Here is a 19,265-nt window from a genome sequence, read left to right on the forward strand (position 1 = left end):
GGGGCGGGCGGGGGCGCGACGCGCGTCAGCCGGCGGGCGCCGCGGACCGGCGGCCCGCGCGGGCGGTGGCCACCTGGCGTGCCACGCGCGGCCCGAGCACGGACACCACAAGGAGCACGCCCGTGACGACGATCTGGGACTGCGCGGAGACGTTGAGCAGGCTCATCGCGTTCTGCAGCGCACCGAGCAGGAAGACTCCGGCGATCGCGCCGCCGAGGGTGCCCCTGCCGCCGTCGAAGTCGATGCCGCCGAGCAGCACGGCCGCGACGACGGAGAGTTCGAGTCCGGTGGCGTTGTCGTAGCGGGCGCTCGCGTAGTGCAGGGCCCAGAAGACTCCGGTGAGGGAGGCCAGCAGGCCGGTGGCGACGAACAGCCACAGCTTGTGCCGCTTCACGCGCACCCCGGCGAACCGCGCGGCTTCCTCGTTGGCGCCGATCGCGAAGAGCGAGCGCCCGAAGGGTGTGGCGTGCAGGGCGACGACGGCGAGGGCGAGCAGCACGAGGAAGGGCAGGAACGCGTACGGGACGAACGTGCCGTCGATGCGCCCCGCGGCGAAGTCGAGGTACTGGGTGGGGAAGTCGGTGACGGCGTCCGACCCGAGGATGATCTGGGCGATGCCCCGGTAGGCGGCCATGGTGCCGATGGTGACGGCGAGAGAGGGCAGCCCGAGGCGGGTCACCAGGAGACCGTTGACCAGCCCGCAGACGACGCCGAGGAGCAGACAGAGCGGGATGATCGTCTCGATGGCCATGCCCGCGTTCCAGAGGGCGCCCATCACGGCTCCGGAGAGCCCGGCCGTGGAGGCCACGGACAGATCGATCTCTCCGGAGACCACGAGCAGTGTCATGGGGAGGGCGATCAGCGCGATCGGCAGGGTGTTGCCGATGAGGAACGACAGGTTGAGGGCGTTGCCGAAGCCGTCGACGAAGCCGAAGGAGAGCAGCAGCAGGACCACGAGGAGGGCGCCGACGACGGTGTCCCAGCGGACGGCACGCGTGAGCGGGGAGTCAGTCAAGGCGGCCACTCCTTCTGTTCGATGCGGCCCTCTTCTGCAGGGCCCTGGCGACCCGTAGGGCGACGACCCGGTCGACGGCGATGGCGAGGACGAGCAGCACTCCGTTGATGGCGAGCACCCATACGGAGCTCACGCCGAGGGCGGGCAGCACGCTGTTGATGGAGGTCAGCAGGAGCGCTCCGAGTGCCGCTCCGTAGACGCTGCCCGAGCCGCCGGTGAAGGCCACGCCGCCGACCACGACGGCGCTGACGACGGTGAGTTCGTAGCCGTTGCCGGTCGCCGAGTCGACGTTGCCGAAGCGGGCGAGGTACAGGGCACCGGCGAGTCCGGCGAGGGCGCCGCACACGGTGTAGGCGATCAGGATCCGCCTGCGGACCGGGATGCCTGCCAGCCGCGCGGCCTCCGGGTTGGAGCCGAGCGCGTACAGCTCGCGGCCGCCTCCGTAGTGCCGCAGGTAGTACGCGACGGCGACGAGGACGAAGAAGGCGATCACCGCGAGCCAGGGCACCGCGGAGATCCCTCCGGAGCCGAAGTCGACGTAGCCGCCGGGCAGGTCGGACGCGGTGATCTGCCGTGCGCCGACCCAGATCGAGTCGATGCCGCGGATGACGTACAGCGTGCCGAGGGTCACGACGAGCGCGGGCACCTGGCCGAGGCTGACCAGGGCGCCGTTCAGGAGCCCGCAGCCGATGCCGAGGGCGACGGCGAGGACGATCGCGGTGCCGGTCGTGCCGCCGCCCTGGAGGTGGTTTCCCGCGGCGAACGCGCTGATGCCGAGGGTGGATCCGACGGACAGGTCGACGTTGCGGGTGATGACGACCAGGGCCTGGCCGGTGGCGACGAGGACGAGGATGGTCGCGTTCAGGAGCAGGTCCCTGATGCCCTGCTCGGACAGGAACTCGCTGTTGCCCGCCTGGGTGAGCGCGATCATCACCAGGAAGACCAGGAGGATGGCGAGTTCGCGCATCTTGAAGACGCGGTCGACGAGGCGGGTGGCCCCGGCCTTCTGCGGGTCGACGGCGGGTGCGGTGCTCTGTGCGGTCACGGTGGTGCCGGTCTGCGGGGGTGTCCCGGTCATTCCGGCCTCCCGGTGGCGGCCGCCATCACGGACTCCTCCGTCGCGGTGGCGCGCGGGATCTCGGCGGTGAGCCGTCCTTCGTGCATGACGAGGACCCGGTCGGCCATGCCGAGGATCTCGGGCAGGTCGGAGGAGATCATCAGCACCGCGACGCCGTCCGCGGCGAGTTCGGAGAGCAGCCGGTGCACCTCGGCCTTGGTGCCGACGTCGATGCCTCGGGTCGGCTCGTCGACGATCAGGACGCGGGGGCCGGTGGCCAGCCACTTGGCGAGGACGACCTTCTGCTGGTTGCCGCCGGAGAGCGTGCCGACGGCGTCGGCGATCCGCGCGTACTTCACCTGGAGCCGCAGCGCCCAGTCCAGGGCGCGGCTGCGTTCGGCCCCGCGGTCCATCAGTCCGACGCGGACCGTGGTGCGCAGCCCGGTCAGTCCGATGTTGCGCTCGATGGACATGTCCATCACCAGGCCCTGGGCGCGCCGGTCCTCGGGGACGAGGGCGAGCCCGGCCGCCATGGCGGCGCTCGGCGCGCCGTTGGTCAGGGCCTTGCCCTGGACCTCGACGGTGCCCGCGTCCCATCGGTCGACGCCGAACACGGCTCTGGCCACCTCGCTGCGGCCCGCCCCGACGAGGCCCGCGAGCCCGACGATCTCGCCGCGCCGGACGTCGAACGACACGTCGGTGAAGACGCCTTCGCGTGTCAGCCGCCGCACGCTCAGCGCGATGTCGCCGGTCTGCGTGTCCTGTTTCGGGTAGAGCTCGTCGAGGTCGCGGCCCACCATGCGGCGCACCAGGTCGTCCTCGGTGAGGCCGTCGAGGGGCTCGCTCGCGATCAGTGCGCCGTCGCGCAGGGTCGTGACGCGCTGGCAGAGGGCGAAGATCTCCTCCAGGCGGTGGGAGATGAAGAGCACCGCTGCGCCCTGCTCGCGCAGGGTGCGTACGACTCCGAAGAGGCGGGCCACCTCGCTGCCGGTGAGCGCGGCGGTCGGCTCGTCCATGATGAGCACGCGGGCATCAAAGGACAGTGCCTTGGCGATCTCGACGATCTGCTGGTCGGCGATGGACAGACCGCGTGCGGGCTGCTCGGGGTCCAGGTCGACGGCGAGGCGCGCGAAGAGCGAACGGGCCGCCGCGTGCACGGCCTTGTGGTCGACGCGGCCCAGGGAGCGGCGCGGCCTGCGTCCCATGAAGATGTTCTCGGCGACGGACAGGTCGGGGAAGAGCGTCGGTTCCTGGTAGATGACGGCGACCCCGGCGTCGCGCGCGGCGGCGGGGCCCTGGAAGACGACGGGTTCGCCGTCGAGCGAGAGGCTCCCTGCGTCGGGCCGGTGCACACCGGCGAGGGTCTTGATGAGGGTGGACTTCCCGGCGCCGTTCTCGCCTGCCAGGGCGTGCGCCTCTCCGGCGTGGAGCTCTAGGGAGACGTCCCGGAGGGCGCGTACGGCGCCGAAGGACTTGCTCAGGCCGTGCGCGGCCAGGACGGGGGGCTCTCTCATGGGGCAGCACCGATCGGTGATGAGGGATCGCGGGCGTGAAAGGTTTCAACCAAGTGGCAGGGAAGCTAGACCCGCACCAACTGCAGCGTCAATGGGGAGGACTTGAGAAACCTGCGGAGTCGTTGATTTTGCTAGGTACAGCGGAGAGATCCCGACGCACACCCTTGACAGGCGGAATCCGCATCCCTAACTTCGCCGTCCGTGAAACGATTCATCCCCGAGTCGTGACGGAGCTCCGTTGTGATCAGCAGAAGACGACTGCTCGGCACCACCGGCACCATCGCCCTGGGCACGGCCGTCGCGGGCACCTCCCCCGCCGCCGCGGCCCCGCCCGGCGGCGAGAGCGCCGCGAAGTCCCTCCGCGTCACCCGGCCCACCGTCGAGTACGCGCGACAGCCACTGGGCATCGACACGCCCCGCCCCAGGCTGAGTTGGCCGCTGGCGTCCGACGCGCCCGGCAGCGCACAGAGCGCCTACCGGATCCGGGTCGCCACCGCCCCTGACCGCCTCGACGATCCCGATGTGTGGGACAGCGGCAAGGTCGACTCCCCCGCCTCGGTCCTCGTCCCGTACGGCGGGCCCGAACTGAAGGCGCGTACCCGCTACTTCTGGTCGGTCCGTGTCTGGGACTCCCATGGGCGGCAGTCCTCCTGGAGCGAGCCTTCCTGGTGGGAGACCGGCCTCACCTCGGCGTCCGACTGGACGGCGCGCTGGATCGGCGCGCCCGCCTCCCTCGTCGACGCCCCCGCGCTGGACGACGCCTCCTGGATCTGGTTCCCCGAAGGGGAACCTGCCAGCAGCGCCCCGGCCGCCACCCGGTGGTTCCGCGGACGCTTCGACGTCCCCGAAGGGGTCAGCCTGGCCCGCCTCGTCCTCACCGCCGACGACGGGTTCACCGCCTACGTGAACGGCACGAGCGTGGCGCACACCGAAGCCGACAGCGCCGCCGACAACTGGCGCCGCCCCGTGGTCGTGGACGTCACCGAGCACCTGCGCACCGGCTCCGCGGTCGTCGCCGTCTCCGCGACCAACGCCGTGGCCGGGCCCGCCGGACTGCTCGGCCTCCTGGAGCTGACCACCGCCGACGGTGTGCGCACCGTCGTCACCGACGCCGCGTGGAAGACCGCCGACAAGGAGCCCTCGGGCGACTGGCAGTCCCCTGGGTACGACGACGGCTCCTGGGCCGCCGCCAAGGTCCTCGCCGCGTGGGGCGGGGGCCCGTGGGGCAAGGTCGTCCCCGCCCACTCCCCCGCCGCACAGCTGCGCCACGAGTTCCGCCTGCCCGGCCGCAAGGTCGCGCGGGCCCGCCTGTACGCGACCGCGCTCGGCCTCTACGAAGCGCATCTCAACGGCAGACGCGTCGGCGAGGACCGCCTCGCGCCCGGCTGGACGGACTACCGCAAACGCGTTCAGTACCAGACGTACGACGTGACGGAACTGGTCGCCTCCGGAGCCAACGCGCTCGGCGTGACGCTCGCGGCCGGCTGGTACGCGGGGAACATCGGCTGGTTCGGCCCGCACCAGTACGGCGAACGCCCCGCCTTCCTAGCCCAGTTGGAGGTCACGTACACCGACGGGTCGACCGAGCGTGTGCTCTCCGGGCCTGAGTGGCGTGCCGCCCTCGGGCCGGTGACCGGCGCGGATCTGATGTCCGGCGAGGAGTACGACGCACGCAGGGAGACCGCGGGCTGGACGCGCGCCGGATTCGACGACTCCGACTGGGTCGCCGCCGACGCCGTGGACAAGGTGTCCGCCGCACTCGTCGCCGCCGTCGACGCCCCCACGCGCGTGGAGAGGGAGATTTCCGCGCGCAAGGTGACCGAACCGAAGCCGGGGGTCTTCGTCTACGACCTCGGCCAGAACATGGTCGGCGTCGCCCGGCTCACCGTCTCCGGGGGCAAGGCGGGCACCAGGATCCGGCTGCGGCACGCAGAGGTCCTCAACCCCGACGGCACGCTCTACACCGCCAACCTCCGCACGGCGCGCGCCACCGACACGTACACCCTCAAGGGCGGCGGCAAGGAGACGTACGAACCGCGTTTCACCTTCCACGGGTTCCGCTACGTACAGGTCACCGGCCATCCCGGCAAGCCGCCCCTGGATGCGGTCGTCGGGCGGGTGCTCCACACGTCGGCCCCGTTCACCATGGACTTCAAGACGAACGTCCCGATGCTCGACCAGCTGCACAGCAACATCACCTGGGGCCAGCGCGGCAACTTCGTGTCCGTGCCCACCGACACGCCCGCGCGCGACGAACGGCTCGGCTGGACGGGCGACATCAACGTCTTCGCGCCGACCGCCGCCTACACCATGGAGTCCGCGCGGTTCCTCACCAAATGGCTCGACGACCTGCGCGACGGGCAGGCGGACGACGGCGCCTTCACGGATGTCGCGCCGTTCATCGGCCCGGTCGGCAAGGGCGTCGCGGGCTGGGGCGACGCGGGGGTGACCGTCCCCTGGGCGCTGTACGAGGCCTACGGAGACACCCGCGTACTGGAGCAGGCCTGGGACTCGATACTGAAGTGGCTCGAGTACCTGGAGAAGCACAGCAACGGCTATCTGCGCCCCGCCGAGGGCTACGGAGACTGGCTGAACGTCCAGGACGAGACCCCCAAGGACGTCATCGGCACGGCGTACTTCGCACACAGCGCGGACCTCGTCGCGCGGACCGCGGAGGCGCTCGGCAAGGACCCCGCTCCGTACACCGCGCTGTTCCGGAGCGTGCGGGACGCCTTCCGCGCGGCGTACGTTTCGGGCGGCGGCCGGGTGAAGGGCGACACCCAGACCGCCTACGTCCTGGCCCTGTCCATGGACCTGCTGGCCGCCGACGACCGGGGACCTGCCGGGGACCGCCTGGTCGAGCTGGTCAAGTCCAAGCAGTGGCACCTGTCCACGGGCTTCCTCGGCACGCCGCGCCTGCTGCACGTGCTCACCGAGACCGGTCACACCGACGTCGCCTACCGGCTGCTCGTCCAGCGGTCCTTCCCCAGCTGGGGCTATCAGATCGACCGCGGCGCCACCACGATGTGGGAGCGCTGGGACTCCATCAGGCCGGACGGCAGCTTCCAGGACGCGGGCATGAACTCCTTCAACCACTATGCGTACGGCTCCGTCGGCGCGTGGATGTACGCGAACATCGCGGGCATCGCCCCGGCCGAGCCGGGCTTCCGCAAGGTCCTCGTCCGGCCCCGCCCGGGCGGCGGAGTCACGGAGGCCGAAGGCCGCTTCGACTCGGTCCGCGGGCCCGTCACCACGCGCTGGAAGACGGGCTCCGACGGCTTCCGCCTCACGCTCACGCTGCCCGCCCACACCACGGCCGAGGTGTGGATCCCCGCCGACGAGGCCGCGCAAGTGGCCCACGGAGCGGCGAAGTTCCTGCGGATGGACGACGGCTGCGCCGTCTACTCCACGGCCTCCGGCACGCACCACTTCTCCACCGACCACTGACCCACTCGAACCACCTTTCGGAAGGGCTGCGCGATGACCGCCGGATCCAGCAAGGACGCCGTGAAAGCGGCACTCACCACCCAGGCCCTGGAGACACCGTCCTGGGCGTACGGCAACTCCGGCACGCGCTTCAAGGTCTTCGCGCAGCCAGGTGTCCCCCGCACCCCGCACGAGAAACTGGACGACGCGGCCCGCGTGCACGCCCACACGGGCGTCGCGCCGACCGTCGCCCTGCACATCCCGTGGGACCGCGTCGACGACTACGGCGCACTCGCGGACCACGCCAAGGAGTGCGGGCTGCGCCTCGGCGCGATCAACGCCAACGTCTTCCAGGACGACGACTACCGGCTCGGCTCGGTCACCAACCCCGACCCCGCCGTCAGGCGCAAGGCGGTCGCGCACCTCCTGGAGTGCGTCGACATTATGGACGCCACCGGCTCCAAGGACCTCAAGCTCTGGTTCTCGGACGGCACCAACTACCCCGGCCAGGACGATCTGCGCGACCGGCAGGACCGCCTCTCCGAGGCGCTGCGCACGGTCTACGACCGGCTCGGCGACGACCAGCGGATGCTCCTCGAATACAAGCTGTTCGAGCCCGCCTTCTACGCCACCGACGTGCCGGACTGGGGCACCGCGTACGCGCACTGCCTCAAGCTGGGCCCCAAGGCGCAGGTCGTCGTGGACACCGGCCACCACGCACCGGGCACGAACATCGAGTTCATCGTGGCGACGCTGCTGCGCGAGGGCAGGCTCGGCGGCTTCGACTTCAACTCGCGGTTCTACGCGGACGACGACCTGATGGTCGGCGCGGCGGACCCCTTCCAGCTGTTCCGGATCATGTACGAGGTGGTGCGCGGCGGCGGCCTCGCCGCACTCGCCGCGGACACCCCCGGCGCATCCGGAGTCGCCTTCATGCTCGACCAGTGCCACAACATCGAGGCGAAGATCCCCGCGATCATCCGCTCCGTCATGAACGTGCAGGAGGCGACCGCGAAGGCGCTGCTCGTGGACGCCGAGGTGCTGGCCGACGCCCAGCGCCGGGGCGATGTGCTGGCGGCGAACGGGGCGCTGATGGACGCGTACAACACCGACGTGCGGCCCCTACTGGCAGAAGTCAGGGAGGAGTCGGGGCTGGCCCCTGATCCGCTGGGGGCCTATGAGCGGTCAGGCTGGCAGGAGCAGATCGTCAGGGACCGGGTCGGCGGCGTGCAGGCCGGATGGGGGGCATGAGCGGGATGGAGCGGCACAAGAGCGTCAGGGAACTGCTGGACCGCGCCCACGCGTTGGGCGCCGACCCGCGCAACACGAACTATGCGGGTGGGAACGCCTCGGCGAAGGGCACCGCACCGGACCCGGTGACGGGCGATGCCGTAGACCTCATGTGGGTCAAGGGGTCCGGCGGCGACCTCGGCACGCTGCGGGAGCCGGGCCTCGCGGTGCTGCGCCTGGACCGGCTGCGTGCGCTGACGGGGGTGTACGCAGGAGTGGAGCACGAGGACGAGATGGTCGCGGCGTTCGACTACTGCCTGCACGGCAAGGGCGGCGCGGCGCCGTCCATCGACACGGCGATGCACGGCCTGGTCGAGGCCGCGCACGTCGACCACCTGCACCCGGACAGCGGCATCGCGCTCGCCTGCGCGGCCGACGGCGAGAAGCTGACCGCCGAGTGCTTCGGCGACACCGTGGCCTGGGTGCCGTGGCGCCGACCGGGGTTCCAACTGGGCCTGGACATCGCGGCGGTGCGGCGGGCGCGTCCGGAGGCGATCGGCTGCGTCCTGGGCGGGCACGGCATCACGGCGTGGGGAGAGACGTCGGAGGAGTGCGCGCGCAACTCCCTGCACATGATCCGGAGGGCGGAGCGGTTCCTCGCCGAGCGCGGCAAGGAAGATCCCCTCGGCCCGGAGCTTGCCGGGTTCGGGCCGCTGCCCTCCACCGAGCGCCTGGCTCGGGCGGCCGCGCTGGCCCCCGTGATCCGGGGCCTCGCCTCCCAGGACCACCCACAGGTCGGCCACTTCACCGACTCGGCGCCGGTCCTGGACTTCCTCTCCCGCACCGAGCACCCGAGGCTCGCCGCCCTCGGCACGTCCTGCCCCGACCATTTCCTGCGGACGAAGGTCAGGCCGCTGGTCCTGGACCTGCCGCCGACGGCGTCCCTGGAGGAGACGATCGGCCGCCTCCGGGACCTGCACGCCGAGTACCGCACGGAGTACGAGGCGTATTACGCACGGCACGCCGAGCCCGGCTCGCCCGCGATGCGCGGCGCCGACCCCGCGATCGTCCTGGTGCCCGGCGTCGGCATGTTCAGCTTCGGCAGGGACAAGCAGACCGCGCGCGTGGCCGGCGAGTTCTACGTCAACGCGATCAATGTCATGCACGGCGCGGAGGCCGTCTCCTCGTACGCCCCGATCGAGGAGTCCGAGAAGTTCCGCATCGAGTACTGGGAGCTGGAGGAGGCGAAGCTGCGCCGGATGCCCGCGCCGAAGCCGCTGGCGACCCGGGTGGCCCTCGTGACGGGCGCGGGCAGCGGCATCGGCAGGGCCATCGCGCGCCGTCTCGCCGCCGAGGGCGCCTGCGTGGTCGTCGCGGACCTGAACGCGCAGGGTGCGGCCGCCGTCGCCGAGGAGCTGGGCGGGCCCGACCGGGCGGTCGCCGTCACCGTGGACGTGACCAGCGAGGCACAGATCGCCGCGGCGTTCGAAGCGGCGGCGCTCGCCTTCGGCGGAGTGGACCTGATCGTCAACAACGCGGGAATCTCCCTGTCCAAGCCGCTCCTTGAGACCACGGCCCGCGACTGGGACGTCCAGCACGCCGTGATGGCGCGCGGCTCCTTCCTCGTCTCCCGCGAGGCTGCCCGCGTGATGCGGGAGCAGGGCATGGGCGGCGACGTCGTGTACATCGCCTCCAAGAACGCAGTGTTCGCGGGCCCGAACAACATCGCCTACTCCGCGACCAAGGCCGACCAGGCCCATCAAGTGCGGCTCCTGGCGGCCGAGTTGGGTGAGGACGGCATTCGTGTCAACGGAGTGAACCCGGATGGTGTGGTGCGTGGTTCGGGCATCTTCGCCGGGGGCTGGGGGGCGCGGCGCGCGGCGGTGTACGGGGTGCCGGAGGAGAAGCTCGGCGAGTTCTACGCCCAGCGGACCCTCCTCAAGCGCGAGGTCCTCCCGGAGCACGTGGCGGACGCGGTGTTCGCCCTGACGGGCGGGGACCTCTCGCAGACGACGGGCCTGCACATACCGGTGGACGCGGGGGTGGCGGCGGCGTTCCTGCGCTGACCGGCCGCATCCCCTCCCCCTCTTGCCCGTGTCGCACCCGCCCCTCGGGCCCCACCCGCCGACCTTGAGAGCCCTCATGCACCACACGTCATCCCCCCGCTTCGCCGCGGTAGATCTGGGCGCGTCCAGCGGGCGCGTCATGGTCGGCCGGGTCGGTCCCGGCAGCCTCGCCCTGGAGGAGGTCCACCGCTTCCCCAACACCCCCGTGCGCACCGGCCCCACGCTGCACTGGGACGTCCTCGCGCTGTACGCGGGCGTGCTCGACGGATTGCGCGCCGCCGGAGAGGTGGCGTCCGTCGGCATCGACAGCTGGGCGGTCGACTACGGCCTCCTGGACGCCGACGGCGCCCTCCTCGGCAACCCCGTGCACTACCGCGACCGCCGCACGGAGGGCATCGCCGAGCAGGTGTGGTCGCGCATCCCGGCGCCCGAGCTCTACGACGCGACGGGGCTGCAGCACGCTCCGTTCAACACCCTGTTCCAGTTGGTCGCCGCCCGGGAGACCGCTCAGCTCGCCGCGGCGCGGCATGCCGTCCTCATCCCGGATCTGATCGCCTACTGGCTCACCGGTGACCTCGGGACCGAGCTGACCAACGCCTCCACGACACAACTCCTCGACCTCCGTACCGGGGAGTGGGCGCGCGAGGTCGCGGGGCGCGTCGGGATCGACCTCGGCCTGTTCCCGGCCCTGCGGCGGCCGGGCGATCCGGCGGGCCTGCTGCTGCCTCACGTCCTGGCGGAGACGGGGCTGCGGGGGCCGGTGCCGGTGACGGCCGTCGCCTCGCACGACACCGCGTCCGCCGTCGCGGCCGTTCCCGCGGCGGACGGCGCCGACTTCGCGTACCTCTGCACCGGCACCTGGTCCCTCGCCGGACTCGAACTGGACGCCCCCGTCCTGACGGAGGAGAGCAGGCAGGCCAACTTCACCAATGAGCTGGGCATCGACGGCACCGTCCGGTACCTGCGCAACATCATGGGCCTGTGGCTGCTGCAGGAGTGCCTGCGCGCCTGGCGCCACCCCGACCCGGCCGACCTGCTCGCCGCGGCCGCCGACGCCGAACCGCTGCGCTCCGTCGTGGACGCGGGCGCGCCCGAGTTCCTGGCGCCCGGCCGGATGCCGGACCGGATAGCCGAGGCCTGCCGCGCCTCGGGCCAGCCCGTGCCGAGCACGCCCGCCGAGACGACGCGCTGCGTCCTGGACTCCCTGGCGCTCGCGCACCGCCGCGCCGTCGAGGACGCCCAACGCCTTGCCGGACGCACGGTCGACGCGGTGCACCTGGTCGGCGGCGGTGCCCGCAACGCACTGCTGTGCCAACTGACCGCGGACGCCTGCGGGCTGCCGCTCCTGGCGGGCCCGGCGGAGGCCTCCGCCCTCGGCAACGTCCTGGTGCAGGCCCGCGCCCACGGCCTCCTCGCCGACCGCGCGGAGGCACGTGCGCTGGTGGCCCGCACCCAGCCGCCCAGGCGGTACGAGCCGCGTGGTGGCGCCGCCCGGTGGCAGGCCGCCGAGGAGCGCCTCATACGACGTGACCGCTGATGATTCCCCCGCGGTCCGTGCCCGCGTACGCTGCATCCATCCGATGACCGAGTAGGAGGAACCCGCGATGCGTGTCGCCCTGTTCCTGACGTGTGTCAACGACACGCTGTATCCGGAGACGGGTCGGGCAGTGGTGAAACTGCTGACCAGGCTGGGAGTTGACGTCGACTTCCCGATGGCGCAGACCTGTTGCGGGCAGGCGCACTACAACACCGGTTACCGCCATCAGGCCGAGCCACTGGCACGGCATTTCTCCGATGTCTTCGGGTCGGACGCGTACGACGCGGTCGTGACGCCGTCGGGGTCGTGCGGGGCGATGGTGCGGGAGCTGTACCCGCGCATGGGCGACCGGGCCCGTGCCGAGGGCCGCGGCGACGGCCTCGCGCGCACGCTCGCCCCGGTGGTCCCGAAGACGTACGAACTCACGGAGTTCCTGGTGGACGTCCTCGGTGTCACCGATGTGGGCGCGTACTACCCGCACAAGGTGACGTACCACCCGACCTGCCACGGTCTGCGTGCCCTGGGGCTCGCCGACCGGCCCGCCCGGCTCCTCCGGGCGGTCAAGGGGCTGGAGCTGGTCGAGCTGCCGGGCGCCGAGGAGTGCTGCGGTTTCGGCGGCACCTTCGCCGTGAAGAACTCCGATGTCTCGGCGGCGATGGGCGCCGACAAGGTGCGCCACGCCGAGTCGACGGGGGCCGACGTGCTGTGCGCGGCGGACAACTCCTGCCTGATGCACATCGGCGGCACGATGACGCGGTTGCGCACGGCGGTGCGTCCCGTCCACATCGCGGAGATCCTGGCCAGTACGGAAGAGGAGCCCCTTTCATGAGCGGCGGGACCTTCGTCGGCATGCCCGCGTTCCCCACGGCGGCTCGGGAAGCGGTCGGCGACACGACCCTGCGGGCCAACCTGCGGCATGCCACCCACACCATCCGCGACAAGCGTGCGCGGGCCGTCGCCGAGCTGTCCGACTGGGACGGGCTGCGCGAGGCGGGCAAGCGCATCAAGGACCACACCCTGCGCCACCTCGACCGCTACCTCGTGCAGTTGGAGGAGTCCGTCGAGCGGGCGGGCGGCACCGTGCACTGGGCGGCCGACGCCGACGAGGCGAACCGCATCGTCGCGGAGCTGGTCAAGGCCACCGGCGAGTCGGAGGTCGTCAAGGTCAAGTCGATGGCCACACAGGAGATCGGCCTCAACGAAGCCCTTGAGGCGGAAGGCATCCGTGCCTACGAGACCGACCTCGCCGAGCTCATCGTGCAGCTCGGCCGGGACCGTCCCTCGCACATCCTGGTGCCCGCCATCCATCGCAACCGCGGCGAGATCCGTGACATCTTCCGCAAGGAGATGGCCGGTTGGGGCCGCCCGGCGCCGGAGGGGCTGACCGACACTCCGGCCGAGCTCGCCGAGGCGGCGCGGCTGCACCTGCGGGAGAAGTTCCTGCGCGCCAAGGTCGGCATCTCCGGGGCGAACTTCATGGTGGCCGACACCGGCACGCTGGTCGTCGTGGAGTCGGAGGGCAACGGCCGGATGTGCCTCACCCTTCCGGAGACGCTGATCTCCGTCGTCGGCATCGAGAAGATCGTCCCGAGCTGGCGCGACCTGGAGGTCTTCCTGCAGACGCTCCCCCGCTCCTCGACGGCCGAGCGCATGAACCCGTACACGTCGATGTGGACCGGCACGACCGACCAGGACGGCCCGAGCGACTTCCACCTCGTCCTGCTCGACAACGGCCGCACCGACACCCTCGCCGACGAGGTGGGCCGCCAGGCCCTGCGCTGCATCCGCTGCTCCGCGTGTCTCAATGTCTGCCCGGTGTACGAGCGGGCGGGCGGGCATGCGTACGGCTCGGTGTATCCGGGGCCGATCGGCGCGATCCTCAGCCCCCAGCTCCGCGGCACCGGCAGCGAGATCGACGCCTCCCTGCCGTACGCGTCCTCGCTCTGCGGGGCCTGCTACGAGGTGTGCCCGGTCGCCATCGACATCCCCGAGGTCCTGGTGCACCTGCGGGAGCGGGTCGTGCAGGGCGGCGAGGCGGTGCGGGACGGCAACAGGGTGACGCTCAAGCCCGCGAAGGGGCATGCGGCGGAGCGGGCGGCGATGCGCGCGGCGGGCCTGGCGTTCGCCCGTCCGGGCGCGCTCCGCGCGGGCCAGCGCCTGGCGTCGCGGACCCGGCGGCTCCATCCGCGCACGCTCCCCGGGCCCGGCAGGGCGTGGAGTGCGACCCGGGATCTGCCGAAGGTGCCCGCGGAGTCGTTCCGCGACTGGTGGCAGCGCACGCGGGGCGACGGCAGCGGCGGTACGACGGAGGGGAGCGGCCAGTGAGCGGCAGGGACCGGATCCTGGGCCGGGTGCGGCGGGCGCTCGCCGACGTGCCCGCCGACGACCCCGCGTACGAGGCGGCGGTGGAGCGCGGATACGCACGCGAGCACGGCGGGCGCACCGTGGAGGAGACCGTCGACCTGCTCGCGGAGAACCTCGCGGACTACCGCGCGATCGTGCACCGCTGCACGGAGGACGAGGTGTCGGACCTGCTGATGCGCCTGCACGCGGAGCGCGGTGCCGAGACCGTGCTCGTGCCGCCGGGGCTCCCGCCGCACTGGCTGGCGGCCGCCGACCCCGTGCGGATCCACGACCGGGCGGTGAGCACCGCGCACGAGCTCGACCGGGTCGACAGCGTCATCACGGGCTGCGCCCTCGCCGTCGCCGAGACCGGCACGATCGTGCTCGACGGCTCCCCGGACCAGGGCCGCCGTCGCATCACCCTGGTGCCGGACCACCACATCTGTGTCGTACGGGTGCCCGACCAAGTGGTCGCTTCGGTGCCGTTGGCCCTCGAACGGCTCGACCCGGTGCGGCCGCTGACCTGGATCTCGGGACCGTCCGCGACCAGCGACATCGAGCTGGACCGGGTCGAGGGAGTGCATGGCCCGCGCACCCTGGAGGTGGTGCTGATGAGCGGTGAGTGACGGGCGCGGCTAGCGTGAGGGCATGATCCGGTTCGAGCAGGTGACCAAGCGCTATCCGGACGGCACGACGGCCGTGGACGACCTCTCCTTCGAGGTCGGCGAGGGCGAACTGGTCACGCTCGTCGGCCCCTCCGGCTGCGGCAAGACCACCACGATGATGATGGTGAACCGGCTCATCGAGCCGACGTCGGGGCGCATCTTCGTGAACGGGGAGAACATCGCCGACGTCGACCCGGTGCGCCTGCGCCGCCGGATCGGCTACGTCATCCAGCAGGTCGGCCTCTTCCCGCACCGCACGATCCTCGACAACACGGCGACCGTCCCTGCCCTGATCGGCTGGAAGAAGGCCAAGGCGCGGGCGCGGGCGGCGGAGCTGCTTGAGCTGGTGGGCCTGGACCCGAAGACGTACGGCTCGCGCTACCCCGAGCAGCTCTCGGGCGGTCAGCGCCAGCGCGTGGGCGTGGCCAGGGCGCTGGCCGCCGACCCGCCGGTGCTCCTGATGGACGAGCCGTTCGGCGCCGTGGACCCGGTGGTGCGCGAGCAGTTGCAGGACGAGTTCCTGCGGATGCAGGCCGCCGTCCGCAAGACGGTGCTCCTGGTCACGCACGACATCGAGGAGGCGGTCCGGCTCGGTGACCGCATCGCGGTGTACGGGCAGGGGCGCATCGAGCAGTTCGACACTCCGGGGGCGGTGCTCGGGGCGCCCGAGACGCCGTACGTCGCCGAGTTCGTGGGCGCCGACCGCGGGCTGAAGCGGCTCTCCGTCACCGAGATCCAGACCGACGACCTGGAGGAGCCGCCGATCGCCCGGCTCGACGAGCCCGCCGCGCAGGCCGCGGCCCGGCTGCGCGAGGAGGAGGCGCGGTGGGCCGTCGTGCTGGACACGGACGGCGATCTGCACGGCTGGGTGGGCCTCGACGAGCTGTCGCTGGCGGGTTCCGGCGGCGCGGTCGGCGACCTGGCGCACCGGATGAAGTCCTGGGTGCCGATCGGCGCCCCGCTCAAGCAGGCCTTCGGCGTGATGCTGCAGCACGACGCGGGATGGGTCGCGGTGCTCGACGGGGCGCGTTTCCTCGGCGTCCTGACCCCGGCGAAGCTGCACGAGGCGCTGCGCCGCTCGGTGGACGCGGACGCGCAGGGCGTGGCGCGGGATCAGGTGGAGTTCGACTCGGTGGCTGACGCGTAAGCGCTCCGCTGGTCGGGCGGTTTTCGGCTGCGGGCTCGTCGTGGCTTGTCGCGCAGTTCCCCGCGCCCCTGACGGGGCTCTACAGCAGGTTCTTCTTCTCCAGGTACGCCCGTGCCACGTCCTGCGGGAGGCGGCGCCAGCTGTCCACCTGTTCGTTCAGGGACGCCAGGTCCGCCGTCGTCAGGACGGGGTTGAGGCGGCCCAGTGCGGCGGCGACGCCCTTGCTGCCCGCGCGGGAGCGGTTGACCACGGGCACGAGGTAGTCGGCGTTCTGCAGCTTCTTGTCGTCCTTGAGGAGCACCAGGCCGAAGTCGTCGAGGGTCGCGTCCGTCGACGTGGTGAGCACCATCTGGTCCTGGCCGCCCTGGACGGCCTTCTTGGCCTGGGTCGTGCCGACGCCCTTGGGGTCGACTCCGGTGATGTCGATGCCGTACACCTTCTTCAGCCCCGGGGCGCAGTAGGGGCGTTGCACGCATTCGTCGCCCGCGGCGAGCCGCACCTTCAGGCCCGATCTGCCGAGGTCGCTGAGGGTCTTGAGCTTGTGCTGCTCGGCGTACGAGGCGGCGACGGCGAAGGCGTTCTGGTCGACGGCCTTGCCCGGGTCGAGGACGGTGAGGCCGTGCGGGGTGGCGAGGCGGCGCAGGGCCTTCATGGTCGCGTCGAGGTCGGGCGAGCCGACGGGCCGCGCGTCGGCGCCGTTCTTCTTGGCGTTGAGCCAGTCCGCGAAGGTCGCCGCGTATTCGGGGACGACGTCGATCTGGCCGGACTCCAGGGCGGGCTCGTACAGCTCGCGGTTGGCGACGGACAGGATGCGCGTGCGGTAGCCCGCCTTGTGCAGGAGCAGCGTGTACATCTGGGCGAGCAGGTCAGACTCGGTGAAGCCCGCGGAGCCGACGACGAGGCTCTTGCTGTCGCCCGGGGGCGCGGTGACCTCGTCCTGGGTCTCCAGTGAGGGGCCGGTCGCGCAGCCGCTGACCAGGACGAGGGCGGCGGCCGCGAGCCCTGTGCGCCGCTTCATCCGGCACTCCCCCGCCCCCGCGCCCAGCCGGGCGCGCACCGTTCGGCCACCTCGAAGACGCCCTCGACGAGCAGCGCGAACAGGGCGACCAGGACGGCACCGGCCACGACCTGCGGGGTGCTCGCCAGGTTGAAGCCCGCGGTGATGATCCGGCCGAGTCCGCCGCCGCCCGCGAGCGCGGCGATGGTGGCGGTGGCGACGAGCTGCACGGCGGCGATGCGGATGCCGCTGAGCACCAACGGCAGCGCGAGCGGCAGTTCGACCCGCCACAGCATCTGCCGACCGGTCATCCCCATGCCGCGCGCCGCCTGGACGATGCTGCGGTCGACGCCGCGCATGCCCACGTACGCGTTGGTGAGCAGCGGCGGTACGGCGAACAGCACGAGCGCGACGACGGTCGGGCCCTCGCCCCAGGTGCCGAGGGGGGTGAGGAGCAGCAGGACGAGGACCGCGAAGGTCGGCACGGCGCGTCCGACGTTGGAGATGTTCACGGCGAGCGCGCCGCCCTTGCCGAGGTGGCCGAGGACGAGGGCGATCGGCAGGGCGATGAGGCAGCTGAGCAGCAGACAGACGACGGTGAGGACGAGGTGCTGGGTGAGCCGGTGCCAGATGCCGTCGTCACCGGCCCAGTGCGCCGAGTCGGTGAGCCACGCCCAGGCGTCGCCGAGTGTGTTCATGGGCGTACCGCCCTCGCCGCTCGTTCCCAGGGGGTGAGGATGCGTTGTACGCCGAGCAGCAGCAGGTCCGCCGCGATGGCGATGACGACGCACAGCACGGACGCGGTGAGCACCTGCGCCTTGAAGTAGGTGTTCATGCCCGTGTAGATGAGGTTGCCGAGCCCGCCGAAGCCGACGATCGCGCCGATGGTGACGAGGGAGACGGCGGAGACCGTGGCGATGCGCAGCCCGGCCATGGCCGCGGGCAGCGCGAGCGGCAGCTCTACCGTGAGCAGGAGGCGGATGGGGCCGTAGCCCATGCCGCGGGCGGCCTGCCGGGTGTCCTCGGGGACGGCGCGCAGCCCGGCGAGGATGTTCCGCACGAGCAGGGTGAGGGAGTAGAGGACGAGGCCCGCGACGACGAGCGAGGCGGAGAGTCCGTACACCGGGAGCAGCAGCGAGAACATCGCGAGCGAGGGGATGGTGTACAGGACGGTGGTGAGCGCGAGGACCGGCCCCGCGGCCCATCCCCAGCGGCGGGCGAGCACGGCGAGCGGCACCGCGACGACGAGCGCGATCACGACGGAGAGCGACGTCAGCTGCAGGTGCTGGACGACCGCGTCGAGCAGGATCTGGCGGCGGGTGCTCAGATACTCACCGCAGATCCACTCGTTGCGCGCGAGGCAGTCGTCGGGGGGCGCGGTCACCCGTTCATTCAAGGCGGGAAGGCGGGGGGACGGCGCGTTCTGGTGACCCGTACGGGTCCGCCCCTGAGATGTCCCCCATCTGTCCCTGATATGTGTCAGGAATCTTTGACACGTACTCGACGCACGTGTCAGCGTTTCTTGACAGGCACCAAGGAGAGACCCCGATGACCGAGGAACCGGTTCCGGAGCCGACGGGCGACGAGCTCCTGAAGGCGCTCACCGCCCTGGGCAATCCGCACCGCATGCGGATCGTCGCGGCGCTCACCGAGCGCCGCAACTACGTCAGCGCGCTGGCCCGCGAGATCGGCATGGGCCGACCGCTGCTGCACATGCATCTGAAACTGCTCGAGGGGGCCGGGCTGGTCGTCGGCTCGCTCGAAGTGAGCGAGGACGGAAAGCACATGAAGTACTTCGAAGTGGCGCCGTTCTTCTACGAGTTGACGCCACAGCTCGTCCATCGGGCGGTCCGGAGCCTCACGGACACCCGGGAGAAGTCCGGGGCGGGCACGACACCGGAGACCGCGAAAGAGGAAGTGAAGTGAACGGACAACTGGTGACGCTCGCCGACGGCGGGGACGTGGGCGAATGGGTCGGAGCGGTCGGCGCAGCCGGGTTCTTCATGCTGATGACCGTCCTCGTCTGGCAGGTCGCCGCCACCTGGCGGGCCAGGATGCTGGCCGCGCGCGAGGAGCAGTACAAGGCGCTCGCCGCGCGGTACGCCCAGCTGCTCGAGGACAACGTCGAGCTGCACCGGCGCTCCCTGGACGAGCTGCGGCAGACCCGCGAGGAGCTGGCGCAGACCCGGCACTCGGTCGGCTCGATGGAGAAGATGATGCGCGAGATCGAATAGTCCGGGCCCGCCCGACACGGTGCGGCCGGGAGTG

Annotated in this window: 16 protein-coding genes; 10 read left to right on the plus strand and 6 right to left on the minus strand. The window is 71.7% G+C overall.

Annotated features, from left to right (window positions below):
- Positions 1-25 precede the first annotated feature (25 nt).
- From ABZV77_RS10960 to ABZV77_RS10970, 3 genes are read right to left on the minus strand one after another with little or no spacing between them, the layout of a single operon-like run.
- Entirely contained in the window at positions 26-1,015 is a 990-nt protein-coding gene (locus ABZV77_RS10960; protein WP_356253418.1) for an ABC transporter permease, read from the minus strand.
- Positions 1,008-2,093: an ABC transporter permease gene (locus ABZV77_RS10965; RefSeq protein ID WP_356253421.1), complete on the minus strand. Its 1,086-nt coding sequence runs from the start codon at positions 2,091-2,093 to the stop codon at positions 1,008-1,010. Before ABZV77_RS10965 ends, ABZV77_RS10960 begins: the two co-directional genes overlap by 8 nt.
- Positions 2,090-3,586, minus strand: coding sequence for a sugar ABC transporter ATP-binding protein (locus ABZV77_RS10970; protein WP_356253424.1), 1,497 nt, complete (start codon positions 3,584-3,586; stop codon positions 2,090-2,092). The genes ABZV77_RS10965 and ABZV77_RS10970 overlap by 4 nt, the downstream gene beginning before the upstream one ends.
- Positions 3,587-3,826: 240 nt before the next feature.
- Here ABZV77_RS10970 and ABZV77_RS10975 point away from each other — a divergent pair, with 240 nt between their 5' ends.
- From ABZV77_RS10975 to ABZV77_RS11010, 8 genes are all read left to right on the plus strand, one after another.
- Entirely contained in the window at positions 3,827-7,033 is a 3,207-nt protein-coding gene (locus ABZV77_RS10975; RefSeq protein WP_356253427.1) for an alpha-L-rhamnosidase, read from the plus strand.
- Positions 7,034-7,066: 33 nt separating this feature from the next.
- Positions 7,067-8,263, plus strand: a complete 1,197-nt coding sequence (gene rhaI, locus ABZV77_RS10980; RefSeq protein WP_356253430.1) for an L-rhamnose isomerase — start codon at positions 7,067-7,069, stop codon at positions 8,261-8,263.
- Between the two features lie 5 nt (positions 8,264-8,268).
- Positions 8,269-10,308, plus strand: coding sequence for a bifunctional aldolase/short-chain dehydrogenase (locus ABZV77_RS10985; RefSeq protein ID WP_356254286.1), 2,040 nt, complete (start codon positions 8,269-8,271; stop codon positions 10,306-10,308).
- Positions 10,309-10,384: 76 nt separating this feature from the next.
- Positions 10,385-11,845, plus strand: coding sequence for a rhamnulokinase family protein (locus ABZV77_RS10990; RefSeq protein WP_356253433.1), 1,461 nt, complete (start codon positions 10,385-10,387; stop codon positions 11,843-11,845).
- 67 nt (positions 11,846-11,912) lie between these two features.
- Positions 11,913-12,674, plus strand: a complete 762-nt coding sequence (locus tag ABZV77_RS10995) for a (Fe-S)-binding protein (RefSeq protein ID WP_356253436.1) — start codon at positions 11,913-11,915, stop codon at positions 12,672-12,674.
- Positions 12,671-14,170 (plus strand): LutB/LldF family L-lactate oxidation iron-sulfur protein, encoded by a 1,500-nt coding sequence (locus ABZV77_RS11000; RefSeq protein WP_356253439.1) that lies wholly within the window; start codon positions 12,671-12,673, stop codon positions 14,168-14,170. The genes ABZV77_RS10995 and ABZV77_RS11000 overlap by 4 nt, the downstream gene beginning before the upstream one ends.
- Positions 14,167-14,814: an LUD domain-containing protein gene (locus ABZV77_RS11005; protein ID WP_356253441.1), complete on the plus strand. Its 648-nt coding sequence runs from the start codon at positions 14,167-14,169 to the stop codon at positions 14,812-14,814. The genes ABZV77_RS11000 and ABZV77_RS11005 overlap by 4 nt, the downstream gene beginning before the upstream one ends.
- Before the next feature lie 22 nt (positions 14,815-14,836).
- Positions 14,837-16,000 (plus strand): betaine/proline/choline family ABC transporter ATP-binding protein, encoded by a 1,164-nt coding sequence (locus tag ABZV77_RS11010; protein WP_356253444.1) that lies wholly within the window; start codon positions 14,837-14,839, stop codon positions 15,998-16,000.
- Positions 16,001-16,079: 79 nt separating this feature from the next.
- Here the strand turns inward: ABZV77_RS11010 and ABZV77_RS11015 are convergent, their stop codons facing one another.
- The 3 genes from ABZV77_RS11015 to ABZV77_RS11025 are packed head-to-tail and all read right to left on the minus strand — an operon-like array spanning position 16,080 to position 18,381.
- On the minus strand, positions 16,080-17,018 hold the full coding sequence (locus ABZV77_RS11015; RefSeq protein ID WP_356253447.1) for an ABC transporter substrate-binding protein: 939 nt from the start codon (positions 17,016-17,018) through the stop codon (positions 16,080-16,082).
- Positions 17,015-17,695 (minus strand): ABC transporter permease, encoded by a 681-nt coding sequence (locus ABZV77_RS11020; protein WP_356253450.1) that lies wholly within the window; start codon positions 17,693-17,695, stop codon positions 17,015-17,017. Before ABZV77_RS11020 ends, ABZV77_RS11015 begins: the two co-directional genes overlap by 4 nt.
- Positions 17,692-18,381, minus strand: coding sequence for an ABC transporter permease (locus tag ABZV77_RS11025; RefSeq protein WP_356253453.1), 690 nt, complete (start codon positions 18,379-18,381; stop codon positions 17,692-17,694). Before ABZV77_RS11025 ends, ABZV77_RS11020 begins: the two co-directional genes overlap by 4 nt.
- A 164-nt stretch (positions 18,382-18,545) precedes the next feature.
- Here ABZV77_RS11025 and ABZV77_RS11030 point away from each other — a divergent pair, with 164 nt between their 5' ends.
- Together ABZV77_RS11030 and ABZV77_RS11035 are read left to right on the plus strand one after the other, a co-directional pair.
- A complete protein-coding gene (locus ABZV77_RS11030; RefSeq protein ID WP_356253456.1) occupies positions 18,546-18,923 on the plus strand; it encodes a winged helix-turn-helix domain-containing protein in 378 nt (125 codons plus the stop codon).
- Positions 18,920-19,231: a hypothetical protein gene (locus ABZV77_RS11035; protein ID WP_356253459.1), complete on the plus strand. Its 312-nt coding sequence runs from the start codon at positions 18,920-18,922 to the stop codon at positions 19,229-19,231. Before ABZV77_RS11030 ends, ABZV77_RS11035 begins: the two co-directional genes overlap by 4 nt.
- The last annotated feature ends 34 nt before the right edge of the window (positions 19,232-19,265 follow it).

Source organism: Streptomyces sp. NPDC004732 (assembly GCF_040609235.1).
In the GTDB taxonomy this organism is placed as follows: Bacteria; Actinomycetota; Actinomycetes; order Streptomycetales; family Streptomycetaceae; genus Streptomyces.

Bases quoted from the DNA above. Each gene is read 5' to 3' on its own strand.
- ABZV77_RS10990 (WP_356253433.1), top strand. From the start codon at position 10,385: ATGCACCACACGTCATCCCCCCGCTTCGCCGCGGTAGATCTGGGCGCG.
- ABZV77_RS10985 (WP_356254286.1), top strand. From the start codon at position 8,269: ATGGAGCGGCACAAGAGCGTCAGGGAACTGCTGGACCGCGCCCACGCG.
- ABZV77_RS10965 (WP_356253421.1), bottom strand. From the start codon at position 2,093: ATGACCGGGACACCCCCGCAGACCGGCACCACCGTGACCGCACAGAGC.
- ABZV77_RS11015 (WP_356253447.1), bottom strand. From the start codon at position 17,018: ATGAAGCGGCGCACAGGGCTCGCGGCCGCCGCCCTCGTCCTGGTCAGC.
- ABZV77_RS11030 (WP_356253456.1), top strand. From the start codon at position 18,546: ATGACCGAGGAACCGGTTCCGGAGCCGACGGGCGACGAGCTCCTGAAG.
- ABZV77_RS10995 (WP_356253436.1), top strand. From the start codon at position 11,913: ATGCGTGTCGCCCTGTTCCTGACGTGTGTCAACGACACGCTGTATCCG.
- ABZV77_RS11000 (WP_356253439.1), top strand. From the start codon at position 12,671: ATGAGCGGCGGGACCTTCGTCGGCATGCCCGCGTTCCCCACGGCGGCT.
- ABZV77_RS10970 (WP_356253424.1), bottom strand. From the start codon at position 3,586: ATGAGAGAGCCCCCCGTCCTGGCCGCGCACGGCCTGAGCAAGTCCTTC.
- rhaI (WP_356253430.1), top strand. From the start codon at position 7,067: ATGACCGCCGGATCCAGCAAGGACGCCGTGAAAGCGGCACTCACCACC.
- ABZV77_RS11020 (WP_356253450.1), bottom strand. From the start codon at position 17,695: ATGAACACACTCGGCGACGCCTGGGCGTGGCTCACCGACTCGGCGCAC.
- ABZV77_RS11010 (WP_356253444.1), top strand. From the start codon at position 14,837: ATGATCCGGTTCGAGCAGGTGACCAAGCGCTATCCGGACGGCACGACG.